The following is an 18,771-nucleotide window of genomic DNA, read 5'->3' on the forward strand; positions in this document are numbered from 1 at the left end:
TGCTGGTTGATGGACATCGACCTGCCGTCGTTCTCGCGAACGATGTCGGCCTTGCCGGCGGTGATGTTCTCGCCGGTGGGCAGCGCGAAGGCGGGCAGCGAGGTGAAGCCGAGCAGCGAGAGGGCGGCGGCGGCGCGCTTGGCGCTGCCGGGCTTGGCACGGCGGCGCGCGGTTTCCCCGACGGCGCTCCAGCATCCCTGGGTCTGGTTCCAGACCAATGCATAGGTCTTGTTCATGAAGGTATGTTCCTCTGGAAAAATACAGGGTGGTCGATTCGTATTGATACGTATACCTAACAAATAGAAAAGATCGGCGAGACGCAACCGGTATGCATCCCGACGATGCGGGCGGCTACGTCGCCCGCGTTACTTGCGGTCCCACCCTGTATGGTGGGCCGCATGTCGAGCACCGCTCAGAAATACTGGGCGGCCTGAAACCAGACGCTCGGCGAGCGCGTGGCCGACGCGACCGGATCGGCGTAACCGACCGGCAGCGCGGCGGTGACGCTGACCTGATGACGCGTGCCGAACCAGCTCGCCCCGATGCCGAGCGACGACAATTGCACGGTGTTGCGCTCGCGCGACCATCGCTGCTTGCTGAGCTGAATGCGCCCCGTGTCGGCGAATGCGTTCAGTTGCCAGCCGGGCGCGACGAGATAGCGCAGTTCGGCCGTGGCCTGCCAGCCCTGATCGCCGCTGCCGGCGCCGAGTGCGAATGCACGCACGCCGTAGGGGCCGCCGAGGCTGAATTTCTCCGATGCATCGAGATTGCGCGACGACAGCTGCGCGCTGAATTGGGTATAGAGCTGGAATCGCGAGCCGAGCGCCTGCAGCCGCAGCGCACTGACATTCAGTTTCGCGAACTGGCCCTGGGTATGGACGTAGTAGTCCATGTCGAGCGGATCGTTGCCGCCCAGATGGCCGATGCCGAGCGTGGCGGAGAAGCCGCTCCGGCCGCCGCCGCCGAGCGCGTCCTGGTGGTTGCCGCTCACGCCGAACGACCACAGATCGACGGTCTTGTCGCTGACCACATCGAACGCGCCATACACGTCGCGCAGATGCTTGTTTTCGTAGACGATCTGCGCGTCGACGCTCGTGCGCCTGCTGCGCAGCAGCGGCTGCGTGACGAACGCGGAGCGAACGTCGGCGCCGCCGTGGTAGCGCAGATCCCTGAGGCTGCCGCCGATCCGGTAGTTCATGTCGGAATACGCGACGCCGACGCGGGTCGATGCGGGGCCGACAGGCAGTTGGTACGACGTGCGGTAATAGCGCTGATTCGTGTTGCTCGTCAGCCCGCGCAGCGAGAAGCGGTCGCCGACGCGCAGCGGCGCATTGACGTCGACGCTGCCGGTCGCGCGGTAGCGGCCCGTCAGCGGATCGCCGAAGTTGTCGAGTTCGATCGAGCCGGTGGCGAAGCGACTGCGTTCGGCATCGACCACGAGATCGGTCGTGCCGGGTTCGGCGCCGGGCCGCAGCGTGCCCTTCGCATCGACGCCGGGCATCTCGTTCAACAGCATGAGGCTGCGCTCGAGACGATTGCCGTGCGCGATCTCGCCGGGCTGCAGCGACGCAAGCGGCTGCCGCAGCGCGCGGTCCAGCACGCGCGTGCGGTTGTGCAATTCGATCTGTCCGTAGCGGCCTTCGACAACGGCGATGCGCACGATGCCGTGTTCGATGTCCTGGGGGGGAAGGTAGGCGCGGGCGAGGACGTAGCCGTGTTCGCGATAGTACGTCGTGATCCGGCTGGCGGCCTGTCGCAGATCGCCGAAGCTCAGCTCGCGGCCGACCAGATCGCCGAGCAGCGGGGCGAGCCGCGCGGCGGGAATCGCCGCATTGCCTTCGATGGCGAATGCGCTGACTGTGACGCGCGGGCCCGTTTCATCGTTCGCGGCAGGTTCGGGTTCGGTGGGCGCGAGATCGATCTCCGGGCCGGCGGCCGCAGGCAGCGACGGCCGCACGGCCTCGATGTCGCGCATCGATTGCCCGGCGCTGGGTATGGGCTGAGCATGGACGAGGCCGGGAAAGAGCAGCGCCGCGGCGAAGCGCCAGGGACGCCACGCGCGGGCGCCGGCGTGTAGGTCGCGACGCGTGTGCGACATGGCGGGGTTTGCCGGCAGAGGTGTGGCCGGCAAACCGGAGATGTCGGTTGACATGCCGACCACCGCCGGCGCCTGAGTGCGACGGTTGAATTGAATATCCCACCCCGGATCGGAAAATGTGGACCGATCTCAAGCATCTGTGCCGGTCCGTTGATATAGGTGGGGATATTACGAAACGGTTGCGGGTGTGGATATTGAACAAGTACGAGCGCGCCCCCAGGAAACCTCTGTCTTGCATGATTTTTGTCCCGATGTGCGTTCAGCGTTGCATCGGCGCATCGGACGGTGACGCGAAGGCAACGATTGTCGCCAGGATCTGAAATTCCGACCGGGACCGTGTCCGCATGCGGACACCGGCCGATGTGCGAAGCAGGGGCCGGCGTTATCTGCCCGGCGGGGCCGGCCGCACGGCGGCGTCGGAGCGTTCAGGTCGCCGTTCGCTCGCGCCGCGGCTGCTTGCGGCGCCCGTTCAACATCGCCAGTATCGGTTTTTCGATCATGACGTGGCATGCGTATCCCGCCCCGCATACGGCGGTCAGGATGGCGGTCGCCGCCACGATGCCGAGCGGCGTCCCGAGATCGGCGCGCACGCCTGCGATGCGCGTCGCGATGCCGATCACGTACGGATGCAGCAGATAGATCGAATAGCTGGCCGCACCGAGCGCCGCTGCGAGCGCATTCGTGACGGAGCGGCCGTTCAGGTCGAGCGCGACCAGCGCGACGATCAGCACGCACGCCGGTACGCCCCACCCCGCGACGCGGACGAAGCCGGCGGGCGTGCCGCCGAGGAACTGAAGCAGCGCGATCGCCGCCACGCTCGCGGCAACGAGCCCGATCCACATGCGCGACGCGACGCGGCCGGCGATGCCCGCCGCGAGCGCGCGATGAGCGAGCACGCCGAGACCGAATTCGAGCACGAACGGCTGCCCGAGATGATCGGCAACGGCACTGCGCGTACCGTAGGCAGCGACGTATATACAGAACAGTGCGAGCAGCAACGCCGTGAAGACAGCCGCGCGGCGGGCGCGCACCAGCAAGAGCGCAAGCGCAACGACGACGTAGAACAGCATTTCGTATTCGAGCGTCCAGCCGTTCAGGTTCAGCGGTCCCCAATGACCGTTCTCCTTCACATAGGGAACGAACAGCAGCGACTTGACGAGATAGTCGAAGCGTGCGGTCGTCGAATGGAGCCACTGCGGCCGCCATGTCGCGATCGCGTACACGCCGAGCGTCGTCAGCCAGTACAGCGGCACGATCCGGATCAGCCGCTTGCGGAGGAACGCGCGGCCTTCGCGTGGCGCGACCTCCGACATGATGAAGCCGCTGATCACGAAGAACACGTCGACGCCGGCCTGGCCGGACGGCAGCACGTTCATGTGATAGCCGACGACCGCGAGCGCCGCGCAGGCGCGTGCGCACTGGATATTCGGAAAGAAGGTGCCGGGTCGGCCGAGCATGGTCATGGGCGGTAACGGGACAGTGACGAGGGGCGGGGCATGCCGGCGACGGGAGCCGGCGCGCCGCGCGGGCGCAAACGGCGCGGCAGGCGCGCGTCGAACTGCATCGCACAGAACAGCGCGACGCTCGACAGGTGACGCGTATAGCTGCCGAGATCGGGCTCGAACAGCATCGATACGGCGACGTGGCCGATGACGAGGCTCGCGAGCAGATCGGCCGGGGCAAGTGCGCTGCCGCGACCGTGCCGCCATGCGGCGGCGAGCGCGATCCATACGAACGCCTGCATCGCGAACTCCTTCGGCCCGGGCATGAAGAGTACCGGCAGGTTCAGGCGCAGCACGCCGTACGCATAGTTCGCGCAGAACGCCAGGAACGAATCCGGCGGCAGGGGGTTGCGGAAACTCGTGCGCGCGCCGAACGGCGAGCCGTATGCGAGATAGTCGGCCGCCATGTCGCGCGGATGTTGCAGCAGGTAGTACGCATCGTTCGGCAGCAAGAACAGCGCGACCGGCACGGCCAGCGCCAGCGCCGTCCTGCCGCGCCACGATGCGCGCCGAAACAGCAGCACGGCGAGTGCGAGCGCGAGGACCAGTGCGAAATAGCCGCGCACGAGCAGCGCGTAGCCGCCGTACAGCGCGACGGCCGCGGCGAGCGTTGCAATCGTCGAGCGGCGTCGCGCGACGCCGCTCAGCACGATCGCCATCAGGACGACGATCGTGTCCTTGCTCGCGACGAACAGGTTGAAGAACACGCAGGGCGCGAGCACGACGATGCATGCCGCGAGCGAGCCTGCGCGCCTGCCGTGGCCGAGCATGCGCCAGATGCATAGCGCGCCGACGGCCGCCACGAACAGGTGCGTGCCCGTTGTGCCGAGCGCGGCGTAGAACTTGGCCACCGCGTCGAACGACGTGCCTTCGTAGGTGTTCGCGCCGCCGATCTGGCTCTGGATTTTCTCGGCGTCCCGGAATACGAATTCCGGCAGGAGCGCGCCGGCCTTGGCATAGATGATCCAGTACGCGAGCACGGCCAGCGCGGCGATCGCGCGGGTGATCCCGGTGCTGAGCCGCGGGCCGGCGCGCAGCAGCTTATCCAGCATGCGACCCCCCTTCCGTCGCCCGTTCGGCGCGTCGTGCGCCGGCGCGGCGCACGACGATCGGCGCGAGCGCGGCGGCGATGGCGATGCTTGCCACGAGGTGTGCGAGCGCCGCGCCTTCGGCGCCCGACACGTCGATCAGATATCGGGCGACCGGCACGTAAAGCAGCGCGAGCCCCGCCATCGCGGCGAGCACGATGCCGCCGGCACGCAGCGCGATCGCGGCACTCCACAGAACGTCCGTGGCCGCGCGCAACACGAACGAGACGAGCAGCACCGCGAGCAACGCGGCCTGGCCCGGCCCGCCCGGCTCGTGCGCGAGGGCGAACAGGTCGCGATGGACGGCGACGATGCCGGCCGACACGAGCAGCGTCACGGCGGCGCTGGCCGCTACCGCGTGCAGGGTGCGGCGCAGGAACGCATCGGGCGCGTCGGCGAGCGTGCGCACGAGGCGCGGGCCGGCCGTGACGGCTACCGTCGCGAACGCGATCGTCTGCACGGCATTCGCGATCGACCACGCGAATACGTACTGGCCGAGTGCGTCGGCGCCGATGCGGCTGCCGGCGATGAAGCGCTCCGCGTATTGAAGCGACGACAGGATCACGGCAGCCGCATGGAACGGCAGGCCGTGCCGCCAGATGCCCCACATGCGCCGCGGATGTTGCACGGTAGCCGGCAACCCGATGCCGCGCGTGCGTTGCGCGAGCGCACCGATCTGTCGCCACGCGAGCGCGACGACGATCGCGTTGGTCGCGATCCACAGCGCGAACACGGCCTCGATCGACTGCAGTGCGCCGGCGAGCAGGCCGGCGCATGCGAGGCCCGACCACGCGCCGGTGCGCACGAACAGCAGGACCGCGCCGATGCGCGGCCGGTGCAGCGAGAACAGCCAGCCGTTGACTTCGAAAGCGGCATGCTCGGACAGTACGACGAGGAGCACGCACCACGCGAGCGGCGCCGACAGCGCGAACCGGTCGAGCAGCGCGACGACCGCGGCGTTCGTGGTCGCGACGGCGAACGCCGCGGCGATCAGCAGGTACAGCGCGCCGTAGCCGATACCCAGTGTGCGTGCGTCGCCGATCGCGCCCAGCGGGTCGGCCTCGCTCAGCCTGCGATTGAGTTCCGGGCCGAAGCCGAGCCCGAGCACTTTCGACCCGATGACCGACGCGGCGACCGCGAGCCCGTAGGCCGCGACCGCGTCGAAGCCGACGGTGCGCGCGATGACGATCGTGAGCGCGAACTTCAGGCCGAGTGCCGAGAACCTGAGCACGAGGCGCGTCAGCATCGGGCAGCCCCGTCGGTGCGGAGGGCGACGCGCAGTGCGTCGATCACGCGGCTGCGCGCCGTGCGGATCGGTGCGAGGCCGGCGCTCGCGGCGGACCAGAATGCCGCCGTCGCACCGGGCGCGAACAGCGTCGCGGTCACGCGCGACGGATCGAAATCCGCTCCGTTGACGACCCAGTCGTCGAGCCGCAGGTCCGCATACGCGCCGAACCCCTTGCGTTCGTAGCTGACATGGAAGGCCGGCACGCCGTGCAGGATCGATTCGAGCGCGCCGTGCAGCCGGACCGAGACCGTTGCATCGGGCCGGTCGCGCTCGAGCAGTGTCTTGAACGGAACGAGGGCGTCCCGGATGCCGAGCCCTTGGTAGTAGGCGAGATCGTCGTTGCCGCGCCCGGTGCTCTGGACCGCGAAGCTGACCCGGCACGATCCGCGCACCTGCTCGACGAGCCGGGCGATCGCCGTGTCGTACCGGTGTCGCCGCGCCGCGCTCCACGCGGGCGCACGGCGCAACACGAACGCGACATGCTTTATCGGGCCGTCGGCGTGCGTGGCGCGCTGCACGATCGTGTCGTGGCGATGCGCGAAATCGAGCACCGCCAGGTCGGGCGCGCGCCGCACGTTCGGATGCGCGGCAAGGCACGCCGCGGAACGATCGTCGCGAACGAATACCGTGTCGAACGACGCGAGCAGCGCTTGCAGGTGCGCGTCGACAGGGCGTGCCGACATCACCGGGCCGATGCTCTGCGGCAGGTAGACGGCCGGCTTGCCGGACGCACGGGCGGCACGCATCTGCAGTAGATGGCCCGCTTCGAGCTTGATCGCTTCGAGGGTGTTGCGTGCACGCAGGTAGCCGCCGCCGACGCCGACGATCAGGTCGACCTCGTCGAGGAGTTGGCCCAGCGGGCGCAGCCGGCCGTTGGCGCGCACGTGCAGCACGGCGCCGGCCGCGGCAGTCAGCCGGCGCCAGCCGCGATCCGCGAGCACGGGCGCCGCGCGCACGTCGTCGTAGGCGCGGAACGATGCGGGGTCGGCTGCGACGATCGACACGCGAGCCGTGTCGCCGAAGGCCTCGCGCAGCAGTCCGACGGACAGGTCGACGAGCAGGCCGTCGCCCGAGTTGCGCGTGCTGTACGCATGCAGCAATGCGATATGAGGAGATGACGTCATGCGGTTTTTCCTTGTGCGACGAGTGCGCGATAGAGGTCGAGCGTGCGCCGGACCATCGTCGCGGCCGAGAACGGCGCGAGCGCCGCCGTGCAGTTGGCGCGCATGCGATCGCGTAGCGCCGCTTCGTCGGCGAGCGCCACGACGGTGCGCGCGAACGACGTCGTGTCGTCCTCGTTCGGCACGACGATGCCGATGCCGTACGCATCGATCAGCTCGGCCGCACCGGCAACGCGCGACGCGACGATCGGCACGCGCGCGGCCATCGCTTCGAGGCATACGTACGGAAAGCCTTCGTAGCGGCTCGGCAGCGCGAACAGGTTGAATGCGGAGAAGTAGCGGCTCGCGCGCTCGACGGCGCCCGCGACGTGAAGGTTCGGCGGCAGATACTCGGCCTCGGGGCCGGCCGCTGCATTGAAATCGCCGGGGCCGATCGCGACGAACTGCACGCTGCGCCCGCACCGGCGATAGACGCCGCGTGCGATCCGCACGAGCCGGTCGGCGCCCTTCTGGTGGTCGAAGCGACCGACGAAGCCGACGACGATCGCGTCGTCCGGCAGGCCGAGCGCCTGCCGCGCGTCGCGCCGCGGCATCGTGTCCGGCGGCTTGACGCCGTTGACGATCGTCGTCACGCGATGAGCGGGGATGCCGAGCGCGTCGTGAAGATGCCGTGCCTCGTCACGCGATACCGCGATGATCCGGTGCGTGCACAGCCGGCCGAGCAACCGCTCGATCGTGCCGTAAAAGCGGCGCTGCGTATCGGTCAGCGACGGATTGAGCGTGTAGACGGCATGCGGCGTATAGACCTGCCGCCATGGCCCGACGCACAGGCGCGCGATCGCACCGGCCTTCGAGCTGTGGCTGTGCACGATATCCGGCCGGATCTGCAGCAGGCAGCGATAGACGCGCGCGACGGCCAGCGCATCGCGCCAGCCCACGGCTCGCTGCATCGGGATGCGATGCACGCTCGCGCAACGGGACAGCACGCGTTCGTCGAGGATGCGCGCGTCGAAGCGCGCGCCGTTGGGCACGATCAGGTGCAATTCGACACCGTCGGTCGCGCCCAGCCCGTCGATCAGGTCGGCGAGATGGACGGCCACGCCGCCGCCGCCGGCTTCCACGACGAACGCGATGCGCAGTCGCGGCGTGCCTTGGGCGCGTGTGTCGGCGGTGTGCGGAACCGCTGCATGATGGGTTGCGCCGGCGGCGGCGCGTTCGAGGCGGCTGACTTCGCTCATCGCGTGCCTCCGCGATGGAAGCGGGAGAGGCAGGCCCGCAGCGCGCGCCGGACCGACGAGCCGGCGCGGTCGCCCGGCGGCCCGTAGCGGTACTGCGCATAGCGATACGCGCCGTAGCGCGAACCGTAGCGGCCCGTACGCGGGTCGACGCCGTTGAGCACCGCGCCGCTCGCCGCGACGCCGTTGTGCGCGAGGCGGCGGCCGGCTTCGCCGAGTTCGGCGATGCGCGTCGATGCGGCGCGCGCGACGAGCAGTATGGTGCCCGCATGCCGGCCGAGCGCGACTGCGTCGCTGACGGCGAGAATCGGCGCCGCATCGATCACGACACGGTCGTAACGCGACGACAGCGTAGCGAGCAGCGCCGCGATGCGATTGTCGGTGAGCCATTGCGCCGGATGCTCGGGAAGCGTGCCGGTCGCGATGAAATCGAGATTCGGGAGCACGTCGCGGTGGATCGTGTCCGCCGGGGTCATGGCCCCGGACAGCAGCTCGGCGAAACCCGATTCGCGCGGGATGCCCAGCGATTCGTGCAGATAGCCCTTGCGCAGATCGCCGTCGACGAGCAGCACGCGTTCGCCGCCGGCGGCCAGCAGTGCAGCGAAATTCGCCGCGACGAACGACTTGCCCGCGCCCGGCACGGGTCCCGTCAGCACCAGTACGTTGTTGCGCGCGCCCTGCATGGCGAAGCGCAGCGCAGTGTGCAGGCTGCGCAGGCTCTCGACCGCGGGGTCGTGCGGATCGAGCGCGCTCAGCAGGTGCGGCGCGGGCAGGCGCTGCGCGATGCGTCGTGCGATGCGCCGCTGGCCGGCCGAATCGGGGACGGTCGCGTAGACGTCGATACCGAGGTGCCGCTCGATCTCGTCGGCATCGCGTACCCCGCCGGACAGGTAGTCGCGAACGAACGCCAGCGCGACGCCGAGCACGAGGCCGACCAGCGCCGCCGCGGCGATCACGACGGGCCGGTTCGGACGGACGGCGTCCTCCGGCACGACCGGCATGTCGACGATCCGCACGCTGCCGGTCTTGCCGGCCCGGACCAGTTCGAGCTGCTGCGCGTTGGCGAGCAGTGCCGTATAGAGATCGGTATCGACCTTCACGTCGAGCATCAGTCGCACGGCGTCCTGCTGCAGGTCGGGCAGGCTGCGCACACGGTGTTCGAACGCCTGCCGTTCGCGCGCAAGCGTCGCGATCTGCGCATCGAGCGCGATCATGTCGGGATGGCCTGCCGCGAAGCGCGACGCCATCTCGTCGCGCTTTTGCTGCAATTCGAGCTGGCGTGTCGCCGTATCGGCCGATTGCTGCAGGAGCAGCCTGGCTTCCGCGTCGAGATCGATCGTGCCGTTCGCGTTGCGCAGGTTGGTATAGCGCTGCTCGGCCTCCTGAAGCTGCTTCTTGAGCACCGGCAACTGCGCATTGAGGAATGCGAGCGATTGCGCGGCATCGGCGGACTTGCGCTCGATATGCTGGCGGATGTAGTGGTTCGCGATAGCCTGAAGCTGTGCCTGCACGCGCTGCGGATCGGTGCCACGCAACGTCGCGACGATGACGCCCGACTGTTTGAGCTTCTCCTGAACATCGAGCCCGCGGCGCAGCATGTCGATCGTCTCGGCGCGCGATTCGCGCACCAGCGTGAAGCGAGTGCCCGGCAGCGCGTCGATGCGCGCGATGTCGATCGCGACCGGCCCGTCGGCGGTATCGAATGCCAGTGGGCGGCCGATCGTGCCGGTGACGGGCGCACGCAGCCCGGCACCGGCGAGCCGGTAGCGGCCGGCGTCGAGCATCGACAACTCGAAGCGCTCGCCTTCGAACGACTTCGGCACGTCGAAGCGCGTGAGCTCGGCCGACTCGTGACCCCACGCGTAGCCGCCCAGGCCGAACACGCCCGGGCGTGCAATGCCGGGATGGAAGCGCGATACGAATTCGCCGACGGCGGGGAAACGCTTCGGCTGCACGACGATGTAGCTACGCAATTCGTCGACCGCTCGCGTGACGACGAGCCGCGACGCGAGAATCTGCGCTTCCGCCGACGCGCTCGACTTGATGTCGAACAACGACGACACGTCGCCGAGCATGCTCCTGGCGGCGGATGTGTCGCCGCTGTCCTCGACCTGCACCATGATGTCGGCCTGGTATTGGCGATGCGCAAGGAAGGCGTACAGCGCACCGGCGCCGACGCACGCCGCGGTAACGGCGGCGATCAGCCAGCGCCGGGAAACGAGCACATCGATCGCGCCGGCAAGATCGAGTTCGGCGTCGCGATCGCGCCCGGAAGAGGGAGTGGAGGTCATCGGTTCGACTCGGAAAGCGAAGAATTGGGGGAAGGCAGCGGCGCGATGCGCGCGCACCATGCGTCGACGCCGCGCTCGATGAGCCGCAGGCTGTGCTCGAACGACGCGCGCGGGCCGAGATACGGATCCGGTACGTCGAAGCCGGACGGCAGACCAGCCGCTGGATCGGGCAGGCCGAGCCTGAACACGCGGCCGCGCAGCGCCGGTACGCACTGCTCGAGCCAGCGCTTCTGCGCGAGGTCCATCGTCAGGATCAGATCGGCGCGCGCGCCGAGCGCCGGCGGCAGGCGGCGTGTGCGATGCGCGGCAATGTCGAAGCCGCGCGCGCACATCAGGTGAACGGCATGCGGATCGGCCGGCTGGCCGTCGCGCGCGCCGATCCCGGCCGACTGCACGTCGATGCCGGGCAGGCGCGCCCGAAAGAGCGCCTCGGCCATCGGGCTGCGGCACAGGTTGCCGATGCACACGACGAGCAGGGTGGCGACGGGCATCATTTGACGGCGAGCGCGGCGGCCGCGCTGGTATTGACGCCCGGCAGCAGCAGGCTGAGCACGCGGCTGAAGCGCACGAGACCGTTGCCGTCGACGTAGACGATGTCCTTCGGCTGCAGCTCGAACTCGTTGGCGAGCACCATCGACACCGGCGAGCGCGCGTCGAGATGGAACACCTGCGGGCGGTCCGTGCCCGAGCCCCGGATCACGAACATCTGCGCGGCGTCGGCCGTACCGGCGTTCACGCTGCCGGCCTGCGACAGCGCATCGGACAGCGTGAGACGCCCGTCGCGCAGCGGCACCGCGCGCGCCGGCTTGTTGACTTCGCCCATCACATACACGCCGTAGTCGCTGCGGGCGGGTACGTGCAGGAGATCGCCGGGCGCGAGAACGACGTCGGCCGGGTTGGTGCCTTGCCGGAGCATCCGGCTCAGGTCGAGCGAATAGGTCTCGCCGTCGCGCACGAGCGTCATGCGGCTCTGGTCGGCGCTCTGGCTCAGGCCGCCTGCGCGGCCGAGCGCTTCGTAGAGCGTCATCGGCACGTCGTTGACGGGCTGCGCGCCCGGCGTGCGAACCTCGCCGTCGATATAGACCTGCTGCGAGCGAAACGATGCGACCCGCAGCGTCACCTGTGGATTGCGATAGACGCGTGCCAGCGCTGCGGCAACCCGGGCCTGGGCGGCGTCGGCGGTCAGGCCGGCCACCTGCACGTCGCCCGCGAACGGAAACGACAGGTTGCCGTGCGGATCGACGACGAAGCCGGCCACGGGGTCGGCCGCGCGTGGCGTTCCCTGCGGCGCGGCGCCCTGCGCGGCGGCCAGTTCGGGGTGGTCCCAGACGGTGACCTGCAGCACGTCGCCGGCACCGATGCGGTACGGGCCCGCCGGCGCGGCCAGCCGGTCGGACTGGATGTCCTGCCGGCGCGCAGCCCGGGCGTCGAGCTCGCGGATCAGGCCGGCGTCGATCCGCGTCATGCGGAACGGCGGTGCGCCGTCGGCGGCCGTGTCGCCGGCCGGGTCGGGCGCGGTGCTCATGCGCATGCCGGGCGCGAATGCGCAGGCCGACAGCGCGACGCATAGCGTCACGGCCAGCAGCCCGCGCGCGACGAACGGAGGTGCGGAGTCGCTCCGCGCGCTCAGTGCGATTTTCATGTGTAATCCTTATCGTTGATCGGCAGCCGTGCAGGCGGGCGCCGCGTGCGTGTCAGTACGCGTTGCTGTGGGTCCAGCCGTTCAGCGCGGTGGCCACGACGATGCGCATGTCGAATGCGAAGGACCAGTTGCGCAGGTAGTAGAGATCGGCTTCGACGCGACGCTGCATCTTCTCGACACGATCGGTTTCGCCGCGCAGGCCGTTGACCTGCGCCCAGCCCGTGATGCCCGGCTTCACGCGATAGCGATGGATGTAGCCGTCGACGATCTTCCGGTACAGGTCGTCGTGCTCGAGCGCATGCGGACGGGGCCCGACGACGGACATCTCGCCGCGCAGCACGTTGATGAACTGGGGGAGTTCGTCGAGGCTCGTGCGGCGCAGGAATGCACCGATTCGCGTGATGCGCGGATCGTCGCGCGTGGCCTGCCTGACCGGGCCGCCGCCGTCGTGAAGCCGCATCGTGCGGAACTTGAGGATCGTGAACGCCTTGCCGTTGGCGCCCTTGCGCTGCTGCCGGAACAGCACGGGCCCTTTCGACGACAGCCGGATCGCCAATGCGATCGCGAGCAGCAGCGGTGCGGCGCAGGTCAGGACGGCAGCCGCGAACAGCCGGTCGAAGACGGCCTTCTGCAACAGCGCGCGGGACGACAGCGGCGATGCGACGAGATTGATCGCAGGCGCGCCGACCAGATCGATCATTTCGCCGTCGAACATCGCGAGCTTGCTGACGTCCGGCGCGAGCCGGATGTTGACGAGATCGTCGCGGAACGCATCGAGCACGGCCATCACGGTGCATGCGTCGTCGATCGGCAATGCAAGCCAGATTTCCGGAATCGCGTGTTCGCGTACATGCTGCGCGAACGCGTCGAGCGAGCGAAAGGACGGCACGTCGACGCTGCTGCCGCACGTTGCGACACCGAAGTCGAGCGTCGCCACTGCACGAAAGCCGGACGCGGGCAACTGGCCGATGCGTGCGAGCAGCGTATCGCGATGCGTGCCTGCGCCGACGACGGCGACGGCGACAAGGCGATCGCCGTCACGGGTGCGTGCGATCCGGTCGAGCGTCGTACGGGCGACGAGCCGCGATCCGACCAGGGCAACGCCGCTCGTGACGGTCCACAGCAGGTGCCAGTATGGCGAAACGCTCAGCGTGGGAGGCAGGGCCCGTATCACGAGCGCGGCGCTTGCCTGCGCGAGCAGCCAAGCGAACGCAGTGACGGCCGCGGCGCGGTATTTCGACTGGTGCGGCTGCACGTGATAAAGGTGGAATGCCGGGAACAGCATCAGCGCGAACGCTGCCGCGCAGGCCACGTTCGCGAGTTCAGCCGCGCCGCCGCCTTCCGGCGCCGGCAGAACCCATGTTGCGACCAGCGCGCAGGCCGAAATCAGTACGACGTCGGATGCCCGTGCAATTGATCCCCCGGCGTTCAGCGGCGCGCGGGCGCGTCGTACTTCGAAAGACGTATCCATATACCCAGTTGTTACCTTCTGTTTGATCTCGCGTCGGTTGTCGCCCGGAATCGATGCGCAAGTTCGTGCAAACGGCGAATGCCGGATGCGGCGGCTTCATTGCGCGGAATGGACAATCGATGGACGGTGACGCTGCTTGACCTGCCGTCGGGCAGATGCGTTGCGCCGACGTTTTGGGATTCGCATTCGCATGGCGCGAATGTTTGCGAAACGTTGCGATCGAATTGACCGGGTCAATTTTCGGTAAGTGGGGTACCGATTTAAATAGAACATCTACTAAATAGGGTGTCAGGATGTTCGTACGCGTACGAATGATTTCGAATTGATCCGCATCGTTAAATCTTTTTAACGAGAAAGTTCGAAGCGCCGCGAGCAGGCGCCATGATCGGCGCGAGCGCTGGAACGTAGCCGGAAAGGGCTCAGGAAGGGGCTCGGAAAGGGGCTTGCGAAGGGACGGGAAGAACGCGCGCAGGAGGCGCCGAATCGCAAAATGAATGCGGCCCGATGCGGACAATCACCGCTCGGGCCGGTTTTATCTCATCGCGCGCACGAATGCGCACCGGGTCGACATCGAACGCGCATCAGCCGTTGCGGAAGATCTCCGCATACGCGCTCAACGCCGGTACGCCGCCGAGATGCGCATACAGCACCTTCGAGCCCGGCTCGAATTCGCCGCGCCGTACCTTGTCGATCATTCCGTGCATCGATTTCCCTTCATAGACGGGATCGGTCAGCATGCCTTCCAACCGTGCGCACAGACGAATCGCCTCCAGCGTGCCGTCGTTCGGCAGCCCGTATTCCGGCCCCGCATAGCGCGTGTCGAGCACCACATCCTTTTCGTCGATATCGCGACCGAGGCCGACCCGCTCCGCCGTATGCCGTGCGATACGCGTGATCTGTTCGTGCGTGCGCTCGGGTGTCGCCGATGCGTCGATGCCGATCACGCGATCCGCGCGCCCGTCGGCCGCGAAGCCGACGACCATCCCCGCCTGCGTGCTGCCCGTGACCGAGCAGACCACGATGTAATCGAACTTGAACCCGAGTTGCGCTTCCTGCTCGCGCACTTCTTCCGCGAAGCCGACGAACCCGAGGCCGCCGAGCGGATGTTCGGAGCACCCGGCCGGAATCGGATACGGCTTGCCGCCGGCCTGCCGCACGCTTTCCATCGCTTCCTCCCAACTGCGGCGAATGCCGATGTCGAAGCCGTCGGCAACGAGCCGCACGTCGGCGCCCATCATCCGCGACAGCTGGATATTGCCGACGCGGTCGTACACCGGATCCTCGTAGTTGACCCAGTGCTCCTGCACGAGCACGCACTTCATCCCGAGATGGGCGGCGACGGCCGCAACCTGGCGGGTCTGGTTCGACTGCACACCGCCGATCGACACGAGCGTGTCGGCGCCCTGTGCGAGCGCGTCGGGGACGAGGTATTCGAGCTTGCGCGTCTTGTTGCCGCCGAACGCGAGGCCGCTGTTGCAGTCCTCGCGCTTCGCATACAGCTCGACCTTGCCGCCGAGATGCGCGCTCAGGCGCTTGAGCGGCTGGATCGGCGTCGGGCCGAATGTCAGCGGATAACGGGGAAAGCGTTGCAGGTTCATCGACAAGCTCCGGATATCGGTGGGCGGAAGATCGGATCGGTTGGGCGCGGCCGGCGCGCCGTGTTCCGATGGAAAAATGATAGGCAGGATCGCGAGAAATGAGCTTGCGAAATAAATCGTGAAGACCTACGTTATCGATGAGATGGTGATAAATGGAATAATTTTGATGCGTGAAATAGACGGGAGACGCAATGAAATTAGATCGAGGTAATGCAGCGTCGGCCGACGCCGCGCCGGCGCTCGATCGCATCGACCGCGCGATCCTGCGGCAGTTGCAGCAGGATGCGTCGATCTCCAACGTGAGCCTCGCGGCAAAGGTGAAGCTGAGCGCGCCGGCGTGCCTGCGGCGCGTCGAGCGGCTGAAGGAGATGGGGCTGATCCGCGGCATCGTCGCGTTGCTCGACCCGAAGCCGCTCGGTGCGGGGATGCTGGTCGTGATCGGCTTCGTGCTGGATCGCTCGACGCCCGAAGCGTTCGCCGCGTTCGAGAAGGCCGCGCAGAAAGTGTCGGGATGCGTCGAGTGTCACGTCGTGACCGGTGAATTCGACTACTTCATGCTGGTGCGCACGCGCGACAACGACAGCTTCAACCGGCTGCATGCCGAGCAACTGCTGTACCTGCCGGGGGTGCGGCAGGTGCGCTCGTTCATGGTGCTCAAGGAGATTCTGTCGACGCATGCGCTGCCGTTGTAGCGCATGGTGATGGCGCGCAGTGTGTTCGCCGTGGCGGACGGCGCGACCCGGGATGACTCGTGTGGTTTTTATTTGTCACGTGCGACGGGGGTATCGCTTCAACCTTCTGCATGCGCCGCGCGGGCGGCGCCCGCACCACGTAGACCGCGCTGCCGCTGCCGGCGGCGGGGCTGAAGCGGGTCGATCCGGACGAGGCGGCGTCCGACTGGAGCTGAACGCGCGTTCGCGGGCGAAGCCGCGGGCTTGCCGACGAAACGGCGACAGTCGCCCAACATCGCCGAAAGGGATCGAACGAAACGTGCGCAAGTGCGTCGCACCTTCACGACGCCGCGCGAAACGATCGCGTATGCTCGTCCGTTCCGTGGCAAAGGCGGCCACTGGAGCCGGTTCATTCGTGTGACGACCCATCAACGAGCGAGGACAGCATGGCAAAACAGACGATGGCGGAATACCTGGCGAAGACGCTGGCGGCAGCGGGCGTCGAGCGCATCTGGGGCGTGACGGGCGACAGCCTGAACGGCCTGTCGTTCAGCCTGAGCCAGATCGGCTCGATTCGCTGGATGCATACGCGCCACGAGGAAAGCGCGGCGTTCGCGGCCGGCGCGGACGCCGCGTCGACCGGGCGGCTCGCGGTGTGCGCGGGCAGTTGCGGCCCCGGCAACCTGCACCTGATCAACGGACTGTACGACTGCCACCGCAATCACCAGCCGGTGCTCGCGATCGCTGCGCACATTCCGTCGACCGAGATCGGGCTCGGCTACTTCCAGGAAACCCATCCGCAGGAACTGTTCCGCGAATGCAGTCACTTTGCGGAGCTCGTGACGAACGCGTCGCAGTTCCCGCGTGTACTCGCGCGCGCGATGCGTACCGCGATCGACGAGCGCGGCGTCGCGGTGATCGTGCTGCCGGGCGACATCGCGCTCGGCGACGGCCCGGAAGAGCTGCCGGCGTGGAGCGAATCGGCGCCGCCGTCGATCCTGCCGGCCGATGCCGATCTCGACCGGCTCGCGGCGCTGCTCAACGCGTCCGATGCGGTCACGCTGCTGTGCGGCAGCGGCACGCAGGGCGCGCACGACGAGGTGGTCGCGCTGGCCGATACGCTCGGCGCGCCGGTCGTGCATGCGCTGCGCGGCAAGCAGTTCGTCGAATGGGACAACCCGTTCGACGTCGGGATGACGGGGCTGATCGGCTTCAGCTCGGGCTATCACGCGATGGAATCGTGCGACACGCTGCTGATGCTCGGCACGGATTTCCCGTACCGGCCGTTCTATCCGTCGAACGCGAAGGTCGCGCAGATCGACTGGAAGGGCTCGCAGCTCGGCCATCGCGCGCCGCTCGCGCTCGGCCTCGTCGGCACCGTGAAGGAAACGATCGCGGCGCTGCTGCCGCGCTTGACGCGCAAAACGCAGCGGCGCTTTCTCGAGAATGCGCTGAAGCACTATGCGGCCGCGCGCAAGGGGCTCGACGATCTCGCGGTGGCCGAGCCGCCGGGCCGCGCGATCCATCCGCAATACCTGACGAAGATCGTCGACGAAGTCGCGGCGGAAGACGCGATCTTCACCGCGGACGTCGGCACGCCGACGCTGTGGGCCGCGCGCTACCTGACCATGAACGGCAAGCGGCAACTACACGGCTCGTTCAATCATGGGTCGATGGCGAACGCGATGCCGCAGGCGCTCGGCGCACAGGGCGCGCACCCGGGGCGGCAGGTGGTGTCGCTGTCCGGCGACGGCGGGCTGTCGATGCTGCTCGGCGATCTGCTCACCGCACGCCAGCTCAAGCTGCCGATCAAGATCGTCGTGTACAACAACAGCCTGCTCGGCTTCGTGTCGATGGAGCTGAAGGCGGCCGGCTATCTCGACACGAATGTCGACCTGAGCCCGACCGATTTCGCGGCGATCGCGAAGGGCGCGGGCATCTTCAGCGTGCGCGTCGAGCATTCGGAGAACGTCGAGGAAGCGCTGCGCATGGCGTTCGCGCATGACGGGCCGGCGGTCGTCGACGTCGTCACGTCGAAGTATGAGCTTGCGATGCCGCCGAAGATCGAACTCGCGCATGCGAAGGGCTTCAGCCTGTTCATGCTGCGCGCGATCCTCAGCGGGCGCGGCGACGAGATCGTCGAGCTGGCGAGAACCAACCTGCGGTGAGGCGGCGCCGCGCGCGAGGCTTCGGGCAGCGCGCGGTGTCCCGCGTCGACGAACGCGTCGGGCCGCGTTCGTCGCCGCAGCACGAATTGAACAACACGAAAACATGGCAATCGAAATTCGCGCCTACGAGGCCTCCGACCTGCACACGCTGTCGGCCATCTGGTTCGACGCGTCGCTGCTCGCGCATCCGTTTCTCGGCGAGGCGCGGCTGCGCGAGCAGCGCACGTTGGTCGAAACGGTCTATCTGCGCGACGCGGAAACCTGGGTCGCATGCCGGGCAGGCGAGCCGGTCGGCTTCATCGGCCTGCTCGACGCGTCGATCGGCGGATTGTTCGTCGCGCCGGCGATGCACGGCCACGGGATCGGCTGCGCGCTGGTCGAGCATGCGCTCGCGCTCAAGGGCACGCTCGATCTCGAGGTGTACGCCGACAATCGCGATGCCCATGCGTTCTATGCGCGGCTCGGCTTCGCGGAAGTATCGCGGCGCGACGAGGACGATGAGGGCTTGCCGTTCGCGAACATCCTGATGCGCGCCACGCGCTGAGCGGGCGGGCTGGCAGGATCCGCGTGCCGCGCGGCGCGGCATCGGCCGCGATGA

At 68.1% G+C, this 18,771-nt stretch carries 15 protein-coding genes; 3 read left to right on the forward strand and 12 right to left on the reverse strand.

Annotated features, from left to right (window positions below):
- The 12 genes from B7G54_RS31010 to B7G54_RS31070 form a co-directional block, all read right to left on the reverse strand.
- Positions 1-236: ESPR domain-containing protein (locus B7G54_RS31010; protein WP_133059235.1), on the reverse strand; the 236-nt coding region annotated here is incomplete at its 3' end.
- Between the two features lie 176 nt (positions 237-412).
- Positions 413-1,975, reverse strand: a complete 1,563-nt coding sequence (locus B7G54_RS31015; protein ID WP_085042687.1) for a ShlB/FhaC/HecB family hemolysin secretion/activation protein — start codon at positions 1,973-1,975, stop codon at positions 413-415.
- A 548-nt stretch (positions 1,976-2,523) separates the two neighbouring features.
- Complete coding sequence (locus B7G54_RS31025) at positions 2,524-3,561, reverse strand: acyltransferase family protein (protein WP_085042552.1); 1,038 nt, start codon at positions 3,559-3,561, stop codon at positions 2,524-2,526.
- Positions 3,558-4,652 carry a hypothetical protein gene (locus B7G54_RS31030; protein ID WP_085042553.1) on the reverse strand — a complete coding sequence of 365 codons (1,095 nt, stop codon included), beginning with the start codon at positions 4,650-4,652 and terminating at the stop codon, positions 3,558-3,560. Before B7G54_RS31030 ends, B7G54_RS31025 begins: the two co-directional genes overlap by 4 nt.
- Positions 4,642-5,934 (reverse strand): lipopolysaccharide biosynthesis protein, encoded by a 1,293-nt coding sequence (locus B7G54_RS31035; protein WP_085042555.1) that lies wholly within the window; start codon positions 5,932-5,934, stop codon positions 4,642-4,644. The genes B7G54_RS31030 and B7G54_RS31035 overlap by 11 nt, the downstream gene beginning before the upstream one ends.
- A complete protein-coding gene (locus B7G54_RS31040; RefSeq protein ID WP_085042557.1) occupies positions 5,928-7,100 on the reverse strand; it encodes a polysaccharide pyruvyl transferase family protein in 1,173 nt (390 codons plus the stop codon). The genes B7G54_RS31035 and B7G54_RS31040 overlap by 7 nt, the downstream gene beginning before the upstream one ends.
- A complete protein-coding gene (locus tag B7G54_RS31045) occupies positions 7,097-8,335 on the reverse strand; it encodes a glycosyltransferase family 4 protein (RefSeq protein WP_085042559.1) in 1,239 nt (412 codons plus the stop codon). The genes B7G54_RS31040 and B7G54_RS31045 overlap by 4 nt, the downstream gene beginning before the upstream one ends.
- Entirely contained in the window at positions 8,332-10,623 is a 2,292-nt protein-coding gene (locus B7G54_RS31050; RefSeq protein ID WP_085042560.1) for a polysaccharide biosynthesis tyrosine autokinase, read from the reverse strand. The genes B7G54_RS31045 and B7G54_RS31050 overlap by 4 nt, the downstream gene beginning before the upstream one ends.
- A complete protein-coding gene (locus tag B7G54_RS31055; RefSeq protein ID WP_085042562.1) occupies positions 10,620-11,117 on the reverse strand; it encodes a low molecular weight protein-tyrosine-phosphatase in 498 nt (165 codons plus the stop codon). The genes B7G54_RS31050 and B7G54_RS31055 overlap by 4 nt, the downstream gene beginning before the upstream one ends.
- Entirely contained in the window at positions 11,114-12,265 is a 1,152-nt protein-coding gene (locus tag B7G54_RS31060; RefSeq protein ID WP_085042563.1) for a polysaccharide biosynthesis/export family protein, read from the reverse strand. Before B7G54_RS31060 ends, B7G54_RS31055 begins: the two co-directional genes overlap by 4 nt.
- 52 nt (positions 12,266-12,317) lie before the next feature.
- Positions 12,318-13,736, reverse strand: coding sequence for an undecaprenyl-phosphate glucose phosphotransferase (locus tag B7G54_RS31065; RefSeq protein ID WP_085042565.1), 1,419 nt, complete (start codon positions 13,734-13,736; stop codon positions 12,318-12,320).
- Positions 13,737-14,317: 581 nt separating this feature from the next.
- The gene (locus B7G54_RS31070; protein WP_085042567.1) at positions 14,318-15,334 is read right to left on the reverse strand and encodes a 1-aminocyclopropane-1-carboxylate deaminase; all 1,017 of its coding nucleotides are present in this window, start codon (positions 15,332-15,334) and stop codon (positions 14,318-14,320) included.
- Positions 15,335-15,525: 191 nt separating this feature from the next.
- On the opposite strand from B7G54_RS31070, the gene B7G54_RS31075 reads away from it, so the two are divergent.
- The 3 genes from B7G54_RS31075 (at position 15,526) to B7G54_RS31085 (ending at position 18,717) form a co-directional block, all read left to right on the forward strand.
- Positions 15,526-16,026, forward strand: a complete 501-nt coding sequence (locus B7G54_RS31075) for an Lrp/AsnC family transcriptional regulator (RefSeq protein ID WP_085042569.1) — start codon at positions 15,526-15,528, stop codon at positions 16,024-16,026.
- A gap of 425 nt (positions 16,027-16,451) precedes the next feature.
- Positions 16,452-18,173, forward strand: coding sequence for a ubiquinone-dependent pyruvate dehydrogenase (gene poxB / locus B7G54_RS31080; RefSeq protein WP_085042570.1), 1,722 nt, complete (start codon positions 16,452-16,454; stop codon positions 18,171-18,173).
- Between the two features lie 103 nt (positions 18,174-18,276).
- Positions 18,277-18,717, forward strand: a complete 441-nt coding sequence (locus B7G54_RS31085) for a GNAT family N-acetyltransferase (RefSeq protein WP_085042572.1) — start codon at positions 18,277-18,279, stop codon at positions 18,715-18,717.
- Positions 18,718-18,771 lie beyond the last annotated feature (54 nt).

The sequence above is a fragment of the Burkholderia puraquae genome (genome assembly GCF_002099195.1).
In the GTDB taxonomy this organism is placed as follows: domain Bacteria; phylum Pseudomonadota; class Gammaproteobacteria; order Burkholderiales; family Burkholderiaceae; genus Burkholderia; species Burkholderia puraquae.